We start from the raw sequence: 18,036 nt of genomic DNA, 5'->3' as shown, positions 1-18,036 counted from the left end.
CCTTGGAACGCGATTGCCTGCCGTGACCTCTTTCCATCGTCCCTCGCCATGATTGCGCCGGGCGTCAGGAGCGGGGCAGGGTGGAATACTTGACGAAGCCGCTGTCCACCAGCATGAACTCGCCGGTGGTCTTGCGGGCGCCGGCGCAGAGCCAGTAAGCGGCGTCGGCCACATCTTCCGGCTGTATGGTTTCTGCCAGCGGCGTCGCGGACCGGTAAGCCTGCCGCCTTGCGTCATATTGCTCGGCCCCGAGACCGTTCTGCAGCCATGGCGTTTCCACCATGCCGGGGCCGATCGCATTGACCCGGATCTCCGGGCCCAGCGCACGGGCGAGGCCAAATGTCATTGCATTGAGCGCGCCTTTCGACGCCATGTACGCGACGCTGGAGCCGACGCCCATCACCGCGGCAACGGACGAGATATTGACGATGCCCGCGCCGGGATTCTTCTTCATCAGCGGCGCCAGCGCGCGAATCATCTGGTAGGCGCCGACCACGTTGACCGAGTAGATATCGTGGAAATCCTGCCCGGAGAGGCCCTCGAGATTACCGGCAGCGACAAATTTCGTGGTGCCGGCATTGTTGACGAGCGCATCGCAGCGTCCCCATTTTTCCTCCACCGCCTGCGCCAGCGCGCGGCACTGCGCATCGTCCGCGACGTTGGCCTGGATCACCAGCACATCGGCGCCAAGCGCACGGCATTCGTCGGCAACCGCATTCGCCGGATCTGGATTGCGGGAATAATTGATCACGACGTTATAGCCATTCCCGGCAAACAGCCTGACCGTTGCCGCCCCGATTCCCGAGGATGAGCCTGTGACGACTGCGACTTTGCGTTCCATTTCTTGTTCCTTTTTGTAATTACACCGTGAACCGGCGTCCTGCCGTTGTCGAAGGAGGTTTTCCCGTGGCGATTATAGCCAAGGCGAGCCGCGCGAGGAGAGGAGGGCAGGACACAAAGGCCGGCACAGTAAAGCCAGTACTTAAAGGCCAGTACCAGCTTCCCTAATTGAACTGACTTGAACCGCCGCCTGAACGTAAGGCCAAAGCACAAATTTCGTACTAACGGCAAACGCCGTTATTTTCTGGAGGTTGTCTTTGTCCATTTTTGTGTACGACGTGTGTCGGTATCTGTGAACGAGCCAATTTTTTGAAGATTGAATGGCTTCTAATTTGTTGGCATCAAAGTTCGAGTTCGTTGCGCAGTTTAGTAAGAGGATTTCCTTTGCCCGCGGGATCGTAACGTCGTTTGGCGTTAATTCGGATTGTGGGTTTAGATCGGGTTAGGGGATGTTGGGCGTCGAAAACTGCGTGGCGGTCTTAGGGGAAATGACGAATGGTTCAAGCCTGGGGCTTTGGAACGATGCAGGCAGCTTCACTTTGGTTAGGGCTACGCGTTCTTGAACTACCGAAATTGGTCGGATGGAAATGGGAATGCGTCGGCGGCGGCAGCCTGACGAGAGGGAAGCGGGGCTTGTTGCCTGCCCCGTATGGAAATGGTGTTGGCCGCGAGATTAAGTGTGGAGGGTGCTGGGTTTTCCCCGGAATGCAGCGATCGCCTTAATCCCGCGGTATTTCGGGCGCCGGAATTCCCGGGCCCAGGGTGAAATTAATTTTTCCGGTTTCGTAGTCGACGGAATTTACCGTGCCGCCGTCCGCGTAGATGTCGTCCACCAGTTTCTGCGTTGTCGCCCTCCTGCTCGGTTTGATCCCGCAGAAGGGCACCGAGGCTGGGCCGCCATCGCCGGCTGATACTGCGTCCATATCGTCCTCGGTCAGCAGGGCGGCTGGCGGCGTTACGGGTGGGAGTGCCGGTTGCGTTGCCTGCTCGTCATTCGTAGTTGCCATCTTGCCAGCTCCTTTAATTGATCATGGTCGGCGGCCGGCGCAGTATTAAACCGGCCGGCGGCGTTTAAGAGAATCAGTTGCATGGCTTGCGTTACCGTGCCGAGGCAATGGTTCCTTGAAGGGCGATGTCATGGCCGGTGCCGGGCAACGCAATCCTCCCGGCGCAACCGCCCGGCTATTGCACTTTGGGCCGCGTGTTCACCAGCAAACAGAACACGCCGGTGACGAGCGCCAGCATCGCATGCAGGCTGTAGAGCGTCGTGAAGTCTGCGCGGACCACGCTTTCCTGGCCGATCAGCACCACCGTCAGCGCGACCCCGAGCACCGAGCCGATCTGCCTGACGGCCTGGTTGACCGCACTGCCGACGCCATACTGGTTTTGCGGCAGACGCGCGGTTGCGGCGCCGGACAGCGACGGCAGCACCATGCCGACGCCTATGCCGCTGAGCAGCAGCCCGGGAAACCACTGCGTCCAGTAGGCGGGCGCGGTTCCCGGCACCAGCGCCAGCCACAGTCCGCTTGATGCGTAGACGATAGACCCGATCACCAAGCCGGGGCGATGGCCGATGCGTGCTGCGATGCGCCCGCTGATGATCGCGGTCGGCACCACCAGCAGCGGACCGGGCGTGACCGCTATGCCGGCAAGCGGCAGGCTGTAGCCCCAGATGATGGTCATGTACGAAAAGAACGCAAAAAACATCATCGAAAACGCTATCGCGAAGCTCAGCGTCGCCAGGTTGACCGCGCTGTAAGTCGGACTGCGGAATAGATTCAGGTCGACCAGCGGGTGCCGCGCGTTCGCAGCCCAGGCGATGAAGGCGATCAGGCACAGCGCGGCGGTTCCCGCGATGAGTTGTATGGTCTGGCGCGACCAGTCCGGCGATTCGGATTGGGTCAGTGCCAGCGCCGCGGCGCCGACGCTGATCACCAGCAGCAGCATGCCGACCAGGTCGACATGCTGCACCTTGCCCGCGATACGGGATTCCTGCAGCCGGACATATCCGAGTATCAGCGACACGGCGCCGATCGGCAGGTTGATGTAGAACGCCCAGCGCCAGCCCATGCTGTCGACGATGAGCGAGCCGAGGCTCGGACCGATCGCCGCCGCCATGCCGCCGACCGCGCCCCACAGGCTGACCGCTACCGCGCGCTTGTTCTGGGGGAAGGCGTCGAGGATCAGCGACAGGGAAGCGGGCGTCAGCAGGGCGGCGCCGGCGGCCTGCACGACCCGGGCCGCGATCAGCAGGCCGATCGAGCCGGCCGCGCCGCAGGCAGCCGAGCCGGCGATGAAGATGGCGGCGCCGAGCAAGAACATGCGCTTGCGGCCGTGGACGTCCGCCAGTCCGCCAGCGGGAATCAGCATCGCCGCATAGGTCACCGTGTAGGCGTTGAGCACCCAGGACAGGTCGGCTGCCGATCCGTCGGGAAAGCCTTGCCGCAGTGCTCCGAACGCCGCATACAGCACCGTGGTGTCGATCGACACCAGCAGCACGGCGATGCTGGCGATCCAGAACGTGGGCCAGGGGGAGGTTTGCGGAAGGTCGGCTGCGGTGACGGCGGCTTGCGTGCTCATGGTTGCTCCAGAAAGATCCCGTGCGCCTCGGCGGCAAGGGGTGGGTTTGAAATATGATGATCGTCATATTTCTAATCGTCGAAGCCCGTTGGCAAGTTGGCTTCGGGGTCTTCAGGCCGGCTCGCGCCGTCGATCAATCGTACCGTTCGCTCAGCAGGCGGCGATTCGCGGCGAGCAGCGCCTCGCCTTCCGCGCTTCCCAACGCACGTGCGAGCTGCAGCGCACCGACCATCGTGCTGGCGACATGCGCGGCTAGATCGCTGCCGGCGCCCGCGGGGAGCACCGACTCGACCAGGCGGATCAGCGCGCTTACCCTCTGGTTCGCCGCCTGCCGTACTTCTTCCGCCTGGCGCGGTATCTCCGACCCCAGCGCGGCGACGACGCAGCCGGTTTCCAGCGCGGCCATGTGGGCTGGCGACAAATAGGATTCCACCAGCGCCCGGAACGGCGACTGGCCTTTTTTCTCCAGCACCGCCATGCTTTGCTTCAGGTTCTGCGCGCTCTGCGCTCCGGCGTAGGCGATCGCGCTGGCGACCATTTTTTCACGCGAGTCGAAATGAGCATAGAAGCCGCCGTGCGTCAGGCCGGCTTCCTTCATCACCTCCGACACGCTGGCGCCGGTGTGGCCGGCGCGACGAATGGCGCGGGATGCGGCGTCGAGTATGCGTTCGTGCGTCAGTTCCCGCTTGCTGGGGCTCGATGCGGCAGGCATGGCGTCCATCCATTAAATATGATGACCATCATATTATTGGCGAAAACGCAGGTTTGTCAACCGCGTTTTCCCCGGGTCTCAGCCGCCCATGTTGGGCACCGCGTCGGGCGATGTCACGACATGGTCGATGTCGGCGTCCCGCACTCGCAGCCCAAGCCGGTCGATGACATTCGCCGCCGTGTCGCTGCCCATGTCGGGCCGGCTGGCGAGCAGCCTGGCGATCAGTTCCTCGCGGGATGACCAGGCCGTCCTGTCGACATCGTCATTGCCATACTCGACGCCGGTGACGTCCGTATAGCCGGCAAGGTGCGCGAGCAGTGCACGGGCCTGGTCGGCGCCGATCTGAAGCGCCGCGGAAAGCGCGCCGGCTTTTTCCTCGAATTGGGCAGGGTCGGCGAAGGGGGTGCGCATCGGATGTCCTTTCGATCAGTGGGGTTGGGTCTATACCCAACATAAGGGATCGGCGCAAGGCCCACCGAATTTTTCAGGGCGGACTTGAATTCGCGCAAGCTTCGGCCTCCGAGCGGGAATGCAGCAGCAATCGGATGCGGTTGCAGCGGAACAAAGCGGCCGGTTCATTGCCAAACCGGCATCGGCTTTTTCCATCCGGGATTTTCATGTCAGGCATCGTGCCGCGCACACCAGGCTTTCCTTCCACCGGCGCACGGGCCGCTATCGTCTGCACGATAACGTCGCCTGTCCCGACGCCAGGCCGCGGGTATCTCAGCCTGTGCAAGGCGCTGCCGCGCGGCATGCCGGACAAGCTGGAAGTCAGCATCATCCGGTATGGCCACGGCGTGGAACGCAGCACGGCGGCCTATTACGGCGGCCGCGCCTACCTGATCCATATAACAATGGCGCCGGGAACGGACTGACGCCGGGACATCCCGGCCCCGCCCCGCGCCTGATTCACTGAACGGAATACCCATGTGCGTCAATTACCTGCCGGTGTCGCGAAAGACCCTGGTCAACACCTTTCATGCGCCGCCGGCGACCGATGCATCCTGGCCGGACGAAGCCTACCAGGACTATCTTGCGCCCCTGATCCGGCACGATGAAGAGGGCCAGCGGGAGTCGCTGGTCGCCTCCTACGGCATGGTGCCGAAGCAGCATATGCCGGAAGGCGTAAAGCGCTTCTCGACGCTCAATGCGCGCGCCGAAACGGTCGGCCAACTGCGCAGCTACTCCGGCGCGTGGAAGCGCGGGCAGCTTTGCCTGCTGCCGATGGAAGCGTTCTACGAGCCGAACTGGGAAACCGGCAAGCACATTCGCTATCGCATCGGCATGGCGGACAAGTCGCCGTTCGCGGTGGCCGGCCTTTACCGCCAATGGCAGGAGGCCGACGGCCAGGCGTCGTTTTCATTCACGCAGCTGACGGTGAATGCGGACGTGCATCCGCTGATGAAACGGATGCACCGCCCGGATGACGAGAAACGGTCGCTGGTCATCGTCCCGGCCGACGACTACGACGACTGGCTGGCCTGCCGCGACCCGGAAGCGGCGCGCTCCTTCCTGCGGCTGTTCCCGGCGGATCTGATGGAGGCAAGGCCGGAGCCGAAGCCGGCTGCGCGCAAGAAAGCCAGCGCCGCGGACGGCCCGGCGACGGGCGAGCTGTTCTAGTCCGCTGGCCTGCATCCCGGCCGACCGGGGCGCCGCCTAGGGCGACGGCGGCTTGCCGCTCACGCGCCTGCCGTCGCGATCGATCACGACTTCCCCGTCTTCCTTCGCAAACGGGCCGCGCTGCGGCAGCGGGAGGATATCCAGCACCGCTTCCGACGGCCGGCACAGCCGCACGCCACGCGGCGTGACGACGAAGGGCCGGTTGATCAGCACCGGCTGCGCAAGCATCGCGTCGAGCAATGCCTCGTCGTCCAGCGCCGGGTTGTCCAGGCCAAGCTCGGCATAGGGCGTGCCTTTCTCGCGGATGGCCTGGCGCACGGTCAGCCCCGCCTTGGCAATCATGTCCTTCAGCTCGTCCCGGCTGGGCGGCGTTTTCAGGTACTCGATCACTTGCGGCTCGACGCCGGTGTTGCGGATCAGCGCCAGCGTGTTGCGCGACGTGCCGCAGTTCGGGTTGTGGTAGATGCGGATGTCCATCGGTAAGTCTCCATGTCGGGAAGATAAGCCTGGCGCCGGCTCAGTTCAATAATGTCCTGGCCATCTCGAAACGCTGAGACCAGTACAGCGTCGTCAGCTTCTCGACGCGCACCTGCCCGCGCGAGTTGGGTGCATGGACGAACTCACCGTTGCCCAAGTAAATGCCGACATGCGAGAACGGCCGGCCCAGCGTGTTGAAGAATACCAGGTCGCCGGTTCTCAACTGGTCGACCGCCACCTCGCGCCCCTCCCTCGCCAGCGATGCCGCGTTGCCCGCCAGGCGCATGTCGGCGGCCTCGCGGTAGACATGCGTGACCAGGCCCGAGCAGTCCAGGCCGGCGGAAGGATTCTTGCCGCCGAACTGGTAGCCGGTCCGGAGCATCATCAGCGAATACATGCCGACCTCGCGCGCGGCCGGCGAAGCGATCTGCTCCGCCCGGAAGGACGTCGCCGAGATCCGGCCGGATGGCGCGGGCGGCATGCTGCTGCAGCCGACAAGGGCGGCAAGGGCGGCAGGCAGCAGGGCAGTGAGGAGTCGATGTCGCATGCGGTCGGGGATGTTGGAAATCGGTGAAGCCGGGTGCAGCTTATTGCGGCTGGCCGGCTTCGGATGCACGTAGCATGCCCCGAATTGCCCTGCGCCGTCAAACCTGCACGGTTTGCGCCGCCGGGCCCTACAATACCCGTCTCGCGGTAGGAACGGTTTCCAACGAAGGAGCTGCAAATGGCGATCCTGATACTCGGCCTGGTGATTTTTCTCGGTGTCCACTCCATCCGCATCTTCGCCGACGACTGGCGAAGCGCGCAGATCGGCAAGCATGGCGAACTGGCCTGGAAAATCGGCTACGCCGTGCTGTCGATCGCCGGCTTCGTGCTGCTGCTCCGTGGCTTCGGCCAGGCCCGGCTCGACACCACCGCGCTGTGGAATCCGCCAGCCGCGCTACGCCACCTGTCCGCCCTGCTTATCCTTGCGGCCTTCGTGCTGCTGGCCGCGACCTATGTGCCGCGCAACAGCTTCAAGGCGCGGCTGCATCATCCGATGGTGATCGGCGTGGCGCTGTGGGCGCTCGCACATCTGCTGGCCAACAGGACGCTCGCGGACGCGCTTCTCTTCGGCGGCTTTCTCGCATGGTCCGTCGCGTCGCTGATGGCTGCGCGGCGCAGGGACCGCATCGCCGGCACCCGCTATCCGGCAGGCGCCATGGGCGGCACGCTGGCAGCCGTCGCGATCGGTATCGTGGCCTGGGCCGCATTCGCCTTCTGGCTGCACGAGCGCTGGATAGGCGTGCGGCCTTTCGGATAAAAAACAGATTATAAAAAGCCGCGCGCATCAGCCGGCAGCATGCAGGGAGTCGGGCAATGCCCGGCGGGAGTCCAATAAAACAACGCAACCCAGGAGACAATCAATGCAACACCCTTTATCCGGCAGCATCAAGCTGCCGCGACATCTTTCGGCCTTGACGCTGGCCCTGCTGGCGGGCTGCGGCAGCAGCAATTCGGACAACAACAACGGCAACGGCGGCACGCCGGCGCAGGCGTCGCTCAAGGTGACCAGCGTGTCGTCGCCGCAAGGCATGGCGAGCGGCGGCGACAGCCTGATACAGGTCAGCGATGCGGCCGGCGGCACGGTCGACAAGGTGCTGGTGCGCCTGAACGGCGCCGACGTGACGACGGCCTTCAAGAAAGCGCCGAACGGCAACGCGCTGCTCGGCACGGTCACCGGCATGAATACCGGTGAAAACAGGATCGAGGTCGTGGACGCGGCCAACCCGTCCCTCGTGCGGGCCAGCCTGACGCTGACGAACTACCCGCTGCAGGGACCGATCCTGTACGCGCCGCAGGAGCAGCCGCTGGCCTGCGAATCCCACAACTTCGTCATTTATCCGGGCGGCCCCAGGCTGTCCGATGCGCCGGTGACGAATGCCGACTGCACGGTGCCGACCCGCGTCGACTGGGTCTACCACGACGCCGGCAAGGCGGGCACCGCGGTCTGGCAGCGCTATGACCCGGCCAGCCCGCCGGCCAGCGTCGAGCAGGCCACGCTGGCCGACGGCTCCAGGGTGCCGTATATCGTCCGGCTCGAAACCGGCGTGATCAACCGCGGCATCTACCAGACCGCGGTGCTGGGCGACCCGGTCGCGAATCCCAACCCGACGCCGCTGACGCCGGCCAAGTCCTGGAACGGCAAGCTCGTCTACCCGTTCGGCCAGAGCTGCGGCGGCGGCTGGTATGCGCAGGGCACGGCGATGGGCCCGGTGGGCGGGTCGACCGCCTCGGCCAACGGCGCGTCGGGCGACTATAACGTGCTGAACGACCTCGTGCTTCGCAAGGGCTACGCGGTTGCCAATTCGACGCTGAACTACTTCGGCCAGAACTGCAATCACATCATCTCGGCCGAGACGATGATGATGGTGAAGGAGCGGGTCGTTGAAAACTATGGACCGGTCCTCTACACGATGGGCTGGGGCAATTCCGGTTCGGCCATGCAGCAGAGCATGATCGCCGACGTCTACCCCGGCCTGCTCGACGGCGTCGTCATGCTCAACGGCTTCCCGGACAACACCAATATCGCCAGCCTCGAAGGCCGGCTGTTCTACAACTTCCAGCTCAATCACACCCGGGGCGGCACGACCGAGAACGGCACCTTCGCGCCGGTGCCGAATTCGGCGTACGACCCGACCTACGACAATGCGACCGCTGCGCGGCGCGCCGCCGACGCCAGCCTGCTCGACTGGAGCAACAGCGACATCGCGGCCGTCTCGGGCTTCACGACCTATCACAGCGTGCGCCAGCAGGCGAGCTTCTGGGCCGGACGGCTGGACTCGGTGCAGCGCGTGCCGAACGCCGGCGACCGAGACAATGTCACCGCGGGCGCCGGCAACAGCTCGGTGTTCCGCGCCGTGATCGGCAACGCACGCAAGTACAGCCCGGCCAATGCGGTCACCAGCGCGCCGATGGGCACGATGCCGACCGCCGGCTTCACCCCGCCGCCGGTCACGGCCCTGCCGGCGAATCCGGCCGGGCTCCGGCCGAACGTCTCCGACCATAACAAGAGCACGCTCGGCACCGACCCGGCCACCGGCTTCGGCCGCAGCTACAACGCCAACGTCGGCGTCCAGTACGGGCTGAACGCGCTCAATAACGGCCAGATCACGATGGCCCAGTTCATCAACCTGAACGACAAGATCGGCGGCGTCGACATCGACGGCAGCCATACCGCGGCGCGCATCCAGCCGGACCTCGAAGGACTGAGGAACGCGTACCGCTCGGGCATGATCATGTACGGCGGCGGCGGCCTGGCGCAGACCGCGATGCTGGACATGGACGGCCTGAACAATGAAGCCAGCGGCGGCGGCGACCTGCACCTGAAGTTCTTCCATTACATGGTGCGCGCAAGGCTGAAGGCGGCCAATGGGCATTTCGACAATCACGTGATGTGGAATGGCCAGGCCAACGTGCCGGCCTTCGTCCAGGATGCGCATGCGAATGCGGCCAGCCCGGTCCTGCCGCCGCGTCCGGCCTACAGCGGCCGCCGCGATATCGTGATGGAGAGGGCGCTCGATGGCATGGACCGCTGGCTGACCGCGACGGTGAATGACAAGACCTCCACCACGCGCGCGGCCGCCGTGCTGCGCAACAAGCCGGCCGACATGGTCGACGGCTGCTTCGGCGCGAGCACGCCGGGTGCGGCGAACGACTTCATCGCCGAGCCGCAGACCTTCGGCGGCTTCAACACCGTGTTCCTGAAAGGGAATGGCACAACTCAGCCGGCCGGCACGGTCGGCGCGGGCGCGACGCCGTCGCGCTGCAATGCGATGTTCCCGGCGTCGTCCTATCCGCGCTTCGAGGCTGGCGAACCGCTGACGGGCCGGGTCGTCCAATGCCAGCTGAAGCCGGTGAACCCGGCCGACTATGCCGGCTATGCGGCGCTCAACACGGCCTGGACCGGCGCCGCGCGCGATGCCGATCTCGCGAAGCTGAAGCAGGTCTTCACCGGCGGCGTCTGCGATTACAGCAAGCCGGGCGTGGCCGAGCAGCCGCTGGCCGGCACCTGGCTGAAGGTCACCGGCCAGGGCCAGATCGTGGCAGGCCAGCCGCTGGGGCAATAAGGGGAAAAGGATGCGCCGGCGACACCGGCGCATCCCTGAAGATGGCTACCCGGTCCAGTACCGGTACGCGCTCACGAGGTGCCATCGAAGTCCGTAGGGTGTAATAAGCGCAAGCGCATCACACCCTGCGAATTCGAGCCATCGATGTCATCCGGTCGCGATGACTCGATTGGCTCAAGGGGAGTAATGCGCTTGCCGCATTACCCCTGCCGGTCTAGCCGCCCAGGCCCAGGACCGGATGACTTCGAACGCTAGCTGACCAGTCCTTCGGCCTTCAGCGTTTCCTGCACTTTCGGACGGCTGCCGACGCGCGCCATGTAGGCCTGGATATTGGGCCACTTCGAGACATCGACCTTCAGCGGCTTGGTCCAGTTCAGCACGGTGAACAGGTAGGCGTCGGCGGCGGTGAACGCGTCGCCGGCGATGAAGCTTTTACCGGCGAGCATCTGCTCCAGAGTGTCCAGCCTGCGGCCGATGGTGCCGAGCTGGACTTCCCGCATTTCCGGCGTCATCTTCGGGTTGAACAGCGCGCCAAGCTGCTTGTGGACTTCGGACGACGCGAAATTCAGCGCGGCCATCTGCTCGTAGCGCGCCATGCCGCCGAATGCCGGCACCAGGCCCGACTGCGGCGCCTGGTCGGCCAGGTACTGGCAGATCACGCCGACCTCGGTCAGCACGCTGCCGTCGTCGAGTTGCAGCGCCGGCACGTAGCCCTTGGCATTGACCTGCCAGAAGTCGCCGCCGTCCTCGGTTTTCTTGTTCGGGATGTCGACCTTGACGAGGTCGATCGGAATGCCAGCCTCCCGTGCCACGATGTGCGGCGCCATCGAACAGGCGCCAGGAGAGTAATAGAGTTTCATGGATTCCCTGCTAAGAAGTTGACGGGATGTCATCGTAGCAGAAGCTTCGGAAGTCTTCCGGATGAGCCTGATTAGCTAAACGTGACGCCATGCTGGACACGCGGGCCCGCCCGCCAAACGGCGGAAATCGCCTCAGGCCAAGCTTGTCCATAATGCAGGCCGCGTTCGGCAAAGCCGGCAAAGTCTGCCGGTCGCGGCTAAAATGACGCGCCATCAGGACAGCAAACGGGGATGCGGTGCAGGGAATCAAAAGAAAACTGGTGTACGTTTGTATTTTCGAGACCATCGCCATCGCCATCTGCACGGTCGGTTTCGCATTGCAATCCGGAAAGAGCCTGGCGCATGCCGGCGCGCTGTCGGTGGCCAACTCGGTCATCGCGGTGTTGTGGAACCTGCTCTTTACCAGCCTGTTCGAGGCGTGGGAAGCGCGGCAGCAGGTCGGCGGGCGCAGCGTCCGGCGGCGGATCGCGCATGCGACCTTCTTCGAGGCCGGGCTGCTTCTGCTGCTGGTGCCGCTGAGCGCGGTGTGGCTCGACATCACGCTGCCGCATGCGCTGCTGATGAACATCGGCTTCGCCGCCTTTTTCCTGGTCTATACCTTCCTTTTCAACTGGGGCTTCGACCGGGTTTTCGGGCTGCCGGCATCCGCGCGGAAGTAGGCCGGCGTGGGCAGGCAGAGCCGGACCGCCTTGGCCTTTCTCGCCCGGCGACCCGGCCGGGTTTGTTTTCAATCAACATTCTTGCGAAATCGCCATCGAGGACAGGATAGTCTGTCAACGGCAGCCGGTTGCTGGTCGTTGGGCAACAGCAGGCTTTCCTGCTTACAAACTGGAGACAGCAAAATGATTAAACCACTCGTGATCGCAATTTCCGCATTGGCATTTTCCTCGGCTGCTTTTGCCGCTGCCCACACCGCAGCGCCAAGCACCAAGCCCAGCAAGGAAGAAAAGACGGCCGCCCAGCCTGCAGGCAGCGCGACCAAGGACGCAACCGGCAAGACCGAAGCCAACCGCGAAAACAAGATGAGCCCGACTGGCCAGAACGAAACCACCAGCGCAGGCACGTCAAAGAAGGAAGCCGCATCGTCCGGCGGCTCGATGAAAGCCAAGTAATCCCGCGACGCCGGGACGCCAGTCCCGGAATGCATTACTGCAACACGGCGGCCTGCATCCACGATGCGGGCCGTTTTGCTTTCATCGGCCCGCCAGCCAGGCATTTCAAATGATGCGGCACTAAATCAGTGCTTCCACAGTCAGACCGGCTACAACACACACACATACACACATACACACATTGAGCGACGGGATACGAGATGACTGACTTTGTACTGCGCATGTACGACACGCTGGAACATGCCGAAGTGGCGCGTACTGCCCTGCTCGCGGCGGGTTACGGCGCCGACCAGGTACAGGTCGAGGCCATGAACAGCGAAGCCGGGCCGGTGGCGGGCAGCTTCGCCGTCGGCAACAGCAGCGACCATTCCGACCATTCGGGCATCGGCGACAGCGGCGACTACGACGAGAATTTCAAGGACGTTCGCCAGGGCGCCATCATCAAGCTGACTGTCGCCGTCGAAAGCGACACTGCCCATGCGCAGGTAAGCGACGTGCTCGACCGGGTCGAGGTATCGCAGAGCTGAGCCCGCCCCGCGCGCCTTGCCGGCCGCGGCGACGCTAGCCGAGGAATACCCCCTGCCGCAGCAGCGCCTGCTGCAGTCCGCCGGGGTCGACTTCGTGGACCGAGCCGTTCCCGCCCAGCGCCAGCGCGGCGGCGGTCCCGGCCGCCTCGCCCATCACGAAGCAGGCGCCGCTGACGCGCGCGGCGGACTGGCCCTCGTGTGTCATGCCGGCGCAGCGGCCCGCGACCAGCAGGTTGGACGGACCGCCGGGCGCGCGGCGCGGCAGCAGCATCCGGTAGGGCAGCTGGTTGTAGCCGCAGGACGCCGGGATCGGCGGCCATTCCCAGACGACGTTGCCGGCCACGTGCTTTTCCAGTGGCCAGCCGTTGACGCCGATGCTGTCGTCGAAGCGGGCGCATTGCAGCACGTCTTCCGCGCCCAGCATGTATTCGGCGACCAGCCGCCGGGTCTCGCGTATACCGAGCTGCGGCGGAATGTCGAGCAGGTAGGCGTCGCCGAAACCGGGGATCTGCTCGCGCAGGAAGCGCAGGTAGTCGACCGCCTGGCGCCTGCCCTCGATCTCGCCGGCGCTGAGCGCGCGCGCATCGGTGCCGTCGACGGCGCCGCCGTCGGCCGCGGCCAGCTGGGTCACGTTGACCCGCCATTCGTACGCATTCTTCATCGGCCTGACGATTGCGCCCTGGCGCGGAAACCGGTATTCGCCGCTGGCCTGCGCGGCCAGCATTTTTTCGGGGATGCTGCGCCATGCGTCTCCGGCAGCCGCCGCGTCGACGTTGCCGACCTTGAACATCAGCGTCGGATACATCATCTCGCCCGCGCCCATGCCTTTTTCGTAATCGACGCCGGTCCAGTGGACCAGGTCGCCGTCGCCGGAACAGTCGATGAAGACCCGCGCCAGCACCGCGACCCGGCCCGACCGGGTCTCCAGCAGCAGCGATTCGATATTCCCCTCCGCGTCCCTGGTCGCGCCGGCGGCGAGCGCATGGAACAGCAGCGCGACGCCGGCGTCGAGCAGCAGCGCATCGGCCGCGCATTTCAGCGCCGGCATGTCATAGGCCTGCGCCCAGATCTTCCCCAGCACCAGGTGCGGCGCGTTCAATCCGTCCAGCGCGCGCATCCGCGCCAGCAGGTCGTCTGCGACGCCATGCACGACCTGCCGGATGTCGCCGAACACGTTCGCATGCAGGCCGCAGAAATTCGTCACGCCGGCGGCCGTGCCCATGCCGCCCAGGAAGCCGTAGCGCTCGACCAGCAGCACGCTGGCGCCGTTGCGGGCGGCGCTGGCCGCGGCGGCGATTCCCGCCGGCCCGCCGCCCAGCACCACGACGTCGTAGGCGCCGAACACCGGTATGCTGCGGGCCGGCTCCCGTACGTCGGCACGCGGAGCCGGAGTCGTCATGTCGAATGAGTCCATGGTGTCGTTGTGTGCGTCAGTCCAGCGCGATGCCGTTCTTCCGGATGACCGGCTGCCAGCGCGCCAGGTCCGACTGCAGCGTCGCGCGGAACTCGGCCGCCGTGCCGCCGACCGGCTCCATCAGCTGCGCCTGCAGCTTCTGCCTGATCTCGTCCGACTTCACGATCTGACTGATGTCGCCCTGCAGCCGGACCAGGATCGCCTCGGGCGTCCCGGCCGGCGCGATGAAGCCCATCCATGCATCGGCCTGGATATCCGGCAGGCCGGATTCCGCCAGCGTCGGCAAGTCGGGGAGGATCGCGGAGCGTTTCGCGGTGGCCACCGCGAGCGCCTTGAGCTTGCCGGCGCGCACGTGCGGCATGACCGCCGCCGCCGGCAGCACGGCCACCTGCGTGTCGCCGGCAAGCAGCGAGGTCACCGCCTGGCCGGAGCCCGGATAAGGCACGTGCACGATGTCCGCGCCGCTGCGGGCGGCGACCGCGGCCATGGCCAGGTGGGAAATGCTGCCGGTGCCCATCGACGCATAGTTGAACCTGCCCTGGTTGCCGCGCAGCCTGGCGAGCAGTGCGGGCATGTCGGCTGCGCCCATGGCCGGCGACACCACCAGCACGCTGGGCTGGGTGGCGGCGATGGTCAGCGGCGCGATATCGGTCTGCGGGTCGTACGGCAGGCGCTTGAAGAGCAGGGTGTTGGCGGCCAGCGGCCCGGAGATCGTCACGCCCAGCGTGTAGCCGTCGGGCGCGGCCTTGGCGACCGCGTCGGTGCCGATGTTCCCGGACGCGCCAGGCTTGTTATCGACGATGACGGGCTTGCCGAGCCGCTGCGCCAGCCTTTCCGACACCATCCGCGCGAGCAGGTCGGGGGTCGAGCCCGGCGCGAAGGCGACGATGACATGGACCGGCCTGGCAGGCCAGTCGTCGGCGCGGGCGGATGGCGCCGACGCGATCGCCGACAGGGCGAGCAGGCAGCCCAGGATTTTCTGAGGAATCATGCGTATCTCCGGAAACCAGATTCATTGCGGTCCGAGATGGTAAGGCAAATCCGGCGCCGAATGCCATTTCCGTGGTCCGCAGCGCAGTTCTAGCGCGGCACCGGCTCCGGCGAACCGGTTTCTTCCTCTTTCTTCCGGTCATCGGAAATGGACAGCGCGATCGCGGCGGCCTGCTCGGCCGGCAGGCCCTCGGTGCGCCGCTCGTACTCGGCTTCGGCATGCGCATCCTTCTGCAGCTTTTCGACCGTTTCCAGGTCGGGCGATTCGCCCGGCAGCGACACCCGCAACTCGTCGATGACCATGAATATGGTCGCCGCCATCGGCAGGGCCAGCAGCGCGCCCATGATGCCGTACAGCGTGCCGCCGACCAGCAGCGCGAAGAACACCACCGACGAAGGCAGGCGCAGCGCGCGGCCATAGACCATCGGGATCAGGGCCCGGCTCTCGAATTCCTCGTACGCCAGCAGCATCGCGAACACCACGATGGCGGTGGTCTGGCTCTTGACCAGCGCGGCCAGCACCGCGGGCACCATGGTCAGCACGATGCCGAGGAACGGCAGCACGTCGGCGATCGCGCCGAAGGCGGCGAAGGCCAGCGCGTTCGGCACGCTGCAGGCGGTCAGCAGGATGAAGATGAACAGCCCCATGAACAGGCAGGTCAGCGCCTGGCCGCGCAGGTAGCCGCCGACGATGGTCTGCAGGTTGAGCAGGATGCGCGACAGCTGTATATGGTAGGCCCGGGGCACGACGGCGAACAGCGCGCCGCGCAGCCGGTCGCCGTCGATCATGATGTAGAGCGCCAGGAAGAATGCGGCCGCGCCATAGGCCACGATCTCGATCAGGTGCTTCGACGCGCTCAGCAGCTCGTTGCGCGACTCCTTGAGCAGCTCGGTGTAATGGATATTGCGCAGGCCGTCGGCCAGCGGCGCGGTGAAACGGTAGTTGGCGAAATAGGCGGCAAGCTGTTCGCGCAGCACGCTTTCGTGCTCGATCACGTCGGTGACCTGCGAGATCAGCGCCGGCACCGTCAGCAGCAGCACCGCGGCCACCAGCAGCAGCAGCGTCACGAACACCATCGCGATGCCCTTGCCCCGGCCGATGCCGCGCCGCTCCAGCGCCTGCACCAGCGGGTTCACGGTGCCCACCACCATCAACGCGCAGATCAGCACCAGCAGCACCGGGATCAGCTGGCCCAGCATCCACACCGCGCCGGCGAGGAACAGCGCAAACAGCATGGTGGCCGGGGCGATCTCGATGCGTACCGTCGACCTGGCGACCGGATGCCCCGGTTCGGAGGCGGCGGGGAGGGGCGGCTTGGTGCTCATGTCGGGGAGGTCCATTACGGGTGACGGTGCCGCGATCCGCGGCCTGCCGTACGGCGATGGTGACACCAAACGGCTGCGCCGGCACGCGGCGCCTCCGGCCGGGACGTGATTGCATTGAGGTCGCGCAAGCTTTGTTTCCAGTCGGCATGCAGGGCGGCCGTTTTCCCGCTTGCTCCCAGCGTCATTGCGATGTATTCCCGCCATCCGGCGGGGCCGAATGCCACCGGGGATCAGCCCGCCTCGCGCGCGCGCCTGCGCGAGCGTCGCCGGTAGATCAGCCCGACCAGCGCCGACGCGAATCCCGCCGCGGCGCCCACGCCCAGCGCCCAGCGCGGCCCGAAGGTGTCGGCCACCCAGCCGACCGCCGGCGCGCCCAGCGGCGTCGCGCCCATCAGGATCGCCAGCAGGATCGCCATCACACGGCCACGCATCGCCGGCTCGGTCGACAGCTGGACCACCGTGTTGATCGACGTGGTGAAGGTCTGCGCCGCGATGCCGATGAACACCAGCACCACGCCGAACAGGCCATAGCTGGGCGTGATGGCCGCGAGGGCGCAGCCCAGCCCGAAGATCAGCGACGCGTTGACCAGCCGCGCAATATGCGGCTGCGCCCGGGACGCGGTGAACAGCGCGCCGGCCACCGAGCCGACCGCCATCGCCGACGTCAGGCCGCCGTAGTGGCCGGCGCCGGCCTGGAACGGGCCGACCGCCATGGTCGAGATGAAGATGGGGAAGTTGAGCCCGAAGGTGCCGAGCAGGAAGAGCATGAACAGCACGGCCTTCAGGTCGGGCCGGCTCCAGACATAGCGCAGGCCCGCCAGCAGCCCGCCCTCGGCGCGCGGCGCCTTGCCGCGGCGGTGAAGGTCGGCCACACGGAGCATCGCCAGCGACAGCAGCACGCCCAGGTAGGACAGCGCATTGATCACGAACACCCAGCCGGTGCCGGCCGACGCGATCAGCAGGCCGGCCACCGCCGGCCCCACCATGCGGGCGGCATTGAACGAGGTCGAGTTCAGCGCCACCGCATTGGTCAGGTCTTCCTCGCCGACCAGTTCGGAGACGAAGGTCTGGCGCGCCGGCGCATCGAAGGCGGTGACGCAGCCGAGCAGGAAGGCGAACAGGTAGACATGCCACAGCTGCACCGCGCCCGACAGGGTCAGCAGCCCGAGTCCCAGCGCCAGCAGGCCCATCGCGCTCTGCGTCGCCTGCAGGACCCTGCGCCGGTCGAACCGGTCCGCGACGTAGCCGGTCAGCGGCAGCAGCAGCAGCGACGGCCCGAACTGCAGCGACATCACGATGCCGACCGCGGTCGCATTCTTGTCGGTCAGCTCGGTCAGCACCAGCCAGTCCTGGGCGGTGCGCTGCATCCAGGTGCCGACATTCGATACCAGCGCGCCGGCGGCCCACACCCGGTAATTGACGCTGCGCAGCGACCGGAATGTCTTCCTCACCCGGCCTGCCCGTCGACG

19 protein-coding genes are annotated in these 18,036 nt (G+C 65.8%); 7 read left to right on the top strand and 12 right to left on the bottom strand.

From position 1 onward, the window contains the following. Positions 1-64 precede the first annotated feature (64 nt). From QOL82_RS12350 to QOL82_RS12330, 5 genes are all read right to left on the bottom strand, one after another. Complete coding sequence (locus QOL82_RS12350; RefSeq protein WP_283442575.1) at positions 65-841, bottom strand: SDR family NAD(P)-dependent oxidoreductase; 777 nt, start codon at positions 839-841, stop codon at positions 65-67. A gap of 718 nt (positions 842-1,559) precedes the next feature. Beyond that, entirely contained in the window at positions 1,560-1,847 is a 288-nt protein-coding gene (locus QOL82_RS12345) for a hypothetical protein (RefSeq protein ID WP_283442574.1), read from the bottom strand. A 175-nt stretch (positions 1,848-2,022) separates the two neighbouring features. Beyond that, entirely contained in the window at positions 2,023-3,420 is a 1,398-nt protein-coding gene (locus QOL82_RS12340) for an MFS transporter (protein ID WP_283442573.1), read from the bottom strand. A gap of 133 nt (positions 3,421-3,553) precedes the next feature. After that, entirely contained in the window at positions 3,554-4,132 is a 579-nt protein-coding gene (locus QOL82_RS12335; protein ID WP_283442572.1) for a TetR/AcrR family transcriptional regulator, read from the bottom strand. Positions 4,133-4,210: 78 nt separating this feature from the next. Continuing rightward, positions 4,211-4,543 (bottom strand): hypothetical protein, encoded by a 333-nt coding sequence (locus tag QOL82_RS12330; RefSeq protein ID WP_283442571.1) that lies wholly within the window; start codon positions 4,541-4,543, stop codon positions 4,211-4,213. 206 nt (positions 4,544-4,749) lie between these two features. Here QOL82_RS12330 and QOL82_RS12325 point away from each other — a divergent pair, with 206 nt between their 5' ends. Together QOL82_RS12325 and QOL82_RS12320 are read left to right on the top strand one after the other, a co-directional pair. Beyond that, positions 4,750-5,007, top strand: coding sequence for a hypothetical protein (locus QOL82_RS12325; protein WP_283442570.1), 258 nt, complete (start codon positions 4,750-4,752; stop codon positions 5,005-5,007). A 52-nt stretch (positions 5,008-5,059) separates the two neighbouring features. After that, positions 5,060-5,752: an SOS response-associated peptidase gene (locus QOL82_RS12320; protein WP_283442569.1), complete on the top strand. Its 693-nt coding sequence runs from the start codon at positions 5,060-5,062 to the stop codon at positions 5,750-5,752. Positions 5,753-5,788: 36 nt separating this feature from the next. On the opposite strand, the gene arsC is transcribed toward QOL82_RS12320, so the two are convergent. Next, positions 5,789-6,229 (bottom strand): arsenate reductase (glutaredoxin), encoded by a 441-nt coding sequence (gene arsC, locus QOL82_RS12315; protein ID WP_283442568.1) that lies wholly within the window; start codon positions 6,227-6,229, stop codon positions 5,789-5,791. Positions 6,230-6,269: 40 nt separating this feature from the next. Continuing rightward, entirely contained in the window at positions 6,270-6,776 is a 507-nt protein-coding gene (locus QOL82_RS12310) for a C40 family peptidase (RefSeq protein WP_283442567.1), read from the bottom strand. A gap of 177 nt (positions 6,777-6,953) precedes the next feature. Here QOL82_RS12310 and QOL82_RS12305 point away from each other — a divergent pair, with 177 nt between their 5' ends. Together QOL82_RS12305 and QOL82_RS12300 are read left to right on the top strand one after the other, a co-directional pair. After that, positions 6,954-7,532, top strand: coding sequence for an NnrU family protein (locus QOL82_RS12305; RefSeq protein ID WP_283442566.1), 579 nt, complete (start codon positions 6,954-6,956; stop codon positions 7,530-7,532). Positions 7,533-7,635: 103 nt separating this feature from the next. After that, positions 7,636-10,338 (top strand): DUF6351 family protein, encoded by a 2,703-nt coding sequence (locus QOL82_RS12300; RefSeq protein WP_283442565.1) that lies wholly within the window; start codon positions 7,636-7,638, stop codon positions 10,336-10,338. Between the two features lie 251 nt (positions 10,339-10,589). Here the strand turns inward: QOL82_RS12300 and gstA are convergent, their stop codons facing one another. After that, complete coding sequence (gstA, locus tag QOL82_RS12295) at positions 10,590-11,198, bottom strand: glutathione transferase GstA (RefSeq protein ID WP_283442564.1); 609 nt, start codon at positions 11,196-11,198, stop codon at positions 10,590-10,592. Positions 11,199-11,434: 236 nt separating this feature from the next. Between gstA and QOL82_RS12290 the strand changes: the two genes are divergently transcribed. From QOL82_RS12290 to QOL82_RS12280, 3 genes are all read left to right on the top strand, one after another. Further along, on the top strand, positions 11,435-11,857 hold the full coding sequence (locus QOL82_RS12290) for a PACE efflux transporter (RefSeq protein WP_283442563.1): 423 nt from the start codon (positions 11,435-11,437) through the stop codon (positions 11,855-11,857). A 183-nt stretch (positions 11,858-12,040) separates the two neighbouring features. Then, positions 12,041-12,310: a hypothetical protein gene (locus QOL82_RS12285; protein ID WP_283442562.1), complete on the top strand. Its 270-nt coding sequence runs from the start codon at positions 12,041-12,043 to the stop codon at positions 12,308-12,310. Positions 12,311-12,510: 200 nt separating this feature from the next. Then, positions 12,511-12,837 (top strand): hypothetical protein, encoded by a 327-nt coding sequence (locus QOL82_RS12280; RefSeq protein WP_283442561.1) that lies wholly within the window; start codon positions 12,511-12,513, stop codon positions 12,835-12,837. Between the two features lie 34 nt (positions 12,838-12,871). On the opposite strand, the gene QOL82_RS12275 is transcribed toward QOL82_RS12280, so the two are convergent. From QOL82_RS12275 to QOL82_RS12260, 4 genes are all read right to left on the bottom strand, one after another. Continuing rightward, complete coding sequence (locus QOL82_RS12275; protein ID WP_283442560.1) at positions 12,872-14,236, bottom strand: FAD-dependent oxidoreductase; 1,365 nt, start codon at positions 14,234-14,236, stop codon at positions 12,872-12,874. Between the two features lie 31 nt (positions 14,237-14,267). Then, positions 14,268-15,242 (bottom strand): Bug family tripartite tricarboxylate transporter substrate binding protein, encoded by a 975-nt coding sequence (locus tag QOL82_RS12270; RefSeq protein WP_283442559.1) that lies wholly within the window; start codon positions 15,240-15,242, stop codon positions 14,268-14,270. Positions 15,243-15,331: 89 nt separating this feature from the next. Continuing rightward, a complete protein-coding gene (locus QOL82_RS12265; RefSeq protein ID WP_283442558.1) occupies positions 15,332-16,567 on the bottom strand; it encodes an AI-2E family transporter in 1,236 nt (411 codons plus the stop codon). A gap of 230 nt (positions 16,568-16,797) precedes the next feature. Further along, positions 16,798-18,018, bottom strand: a complete 1,221-nt coding sequence (locus QOL82_RS12260; RefSeq protein ID WP_283442557.1) for an MFS transporter — start codon at positions 18,016-18,018, stop codon at positions 16,798-16,800. Between the last annotated feature and the right edge of the window lie 18 nt (positions 18,019-18,036).

The organism is Noviherbaspirillum suwonense (assembly GCF_900182955.1).
Taxonomy (GTDB): domain Bacteria; phylum Pseudomonadota; class Gammaproteobacteria; order Burkholderiales; family Burkholderiaceae_D; genus Noviherbaspirillum_A; species Noviherbaspirillum_A suwonense.
Note: the sequence above shows the minus strand (reverse complement) of the source record. Positions and strands in the feature narration are given on the sequence as shown.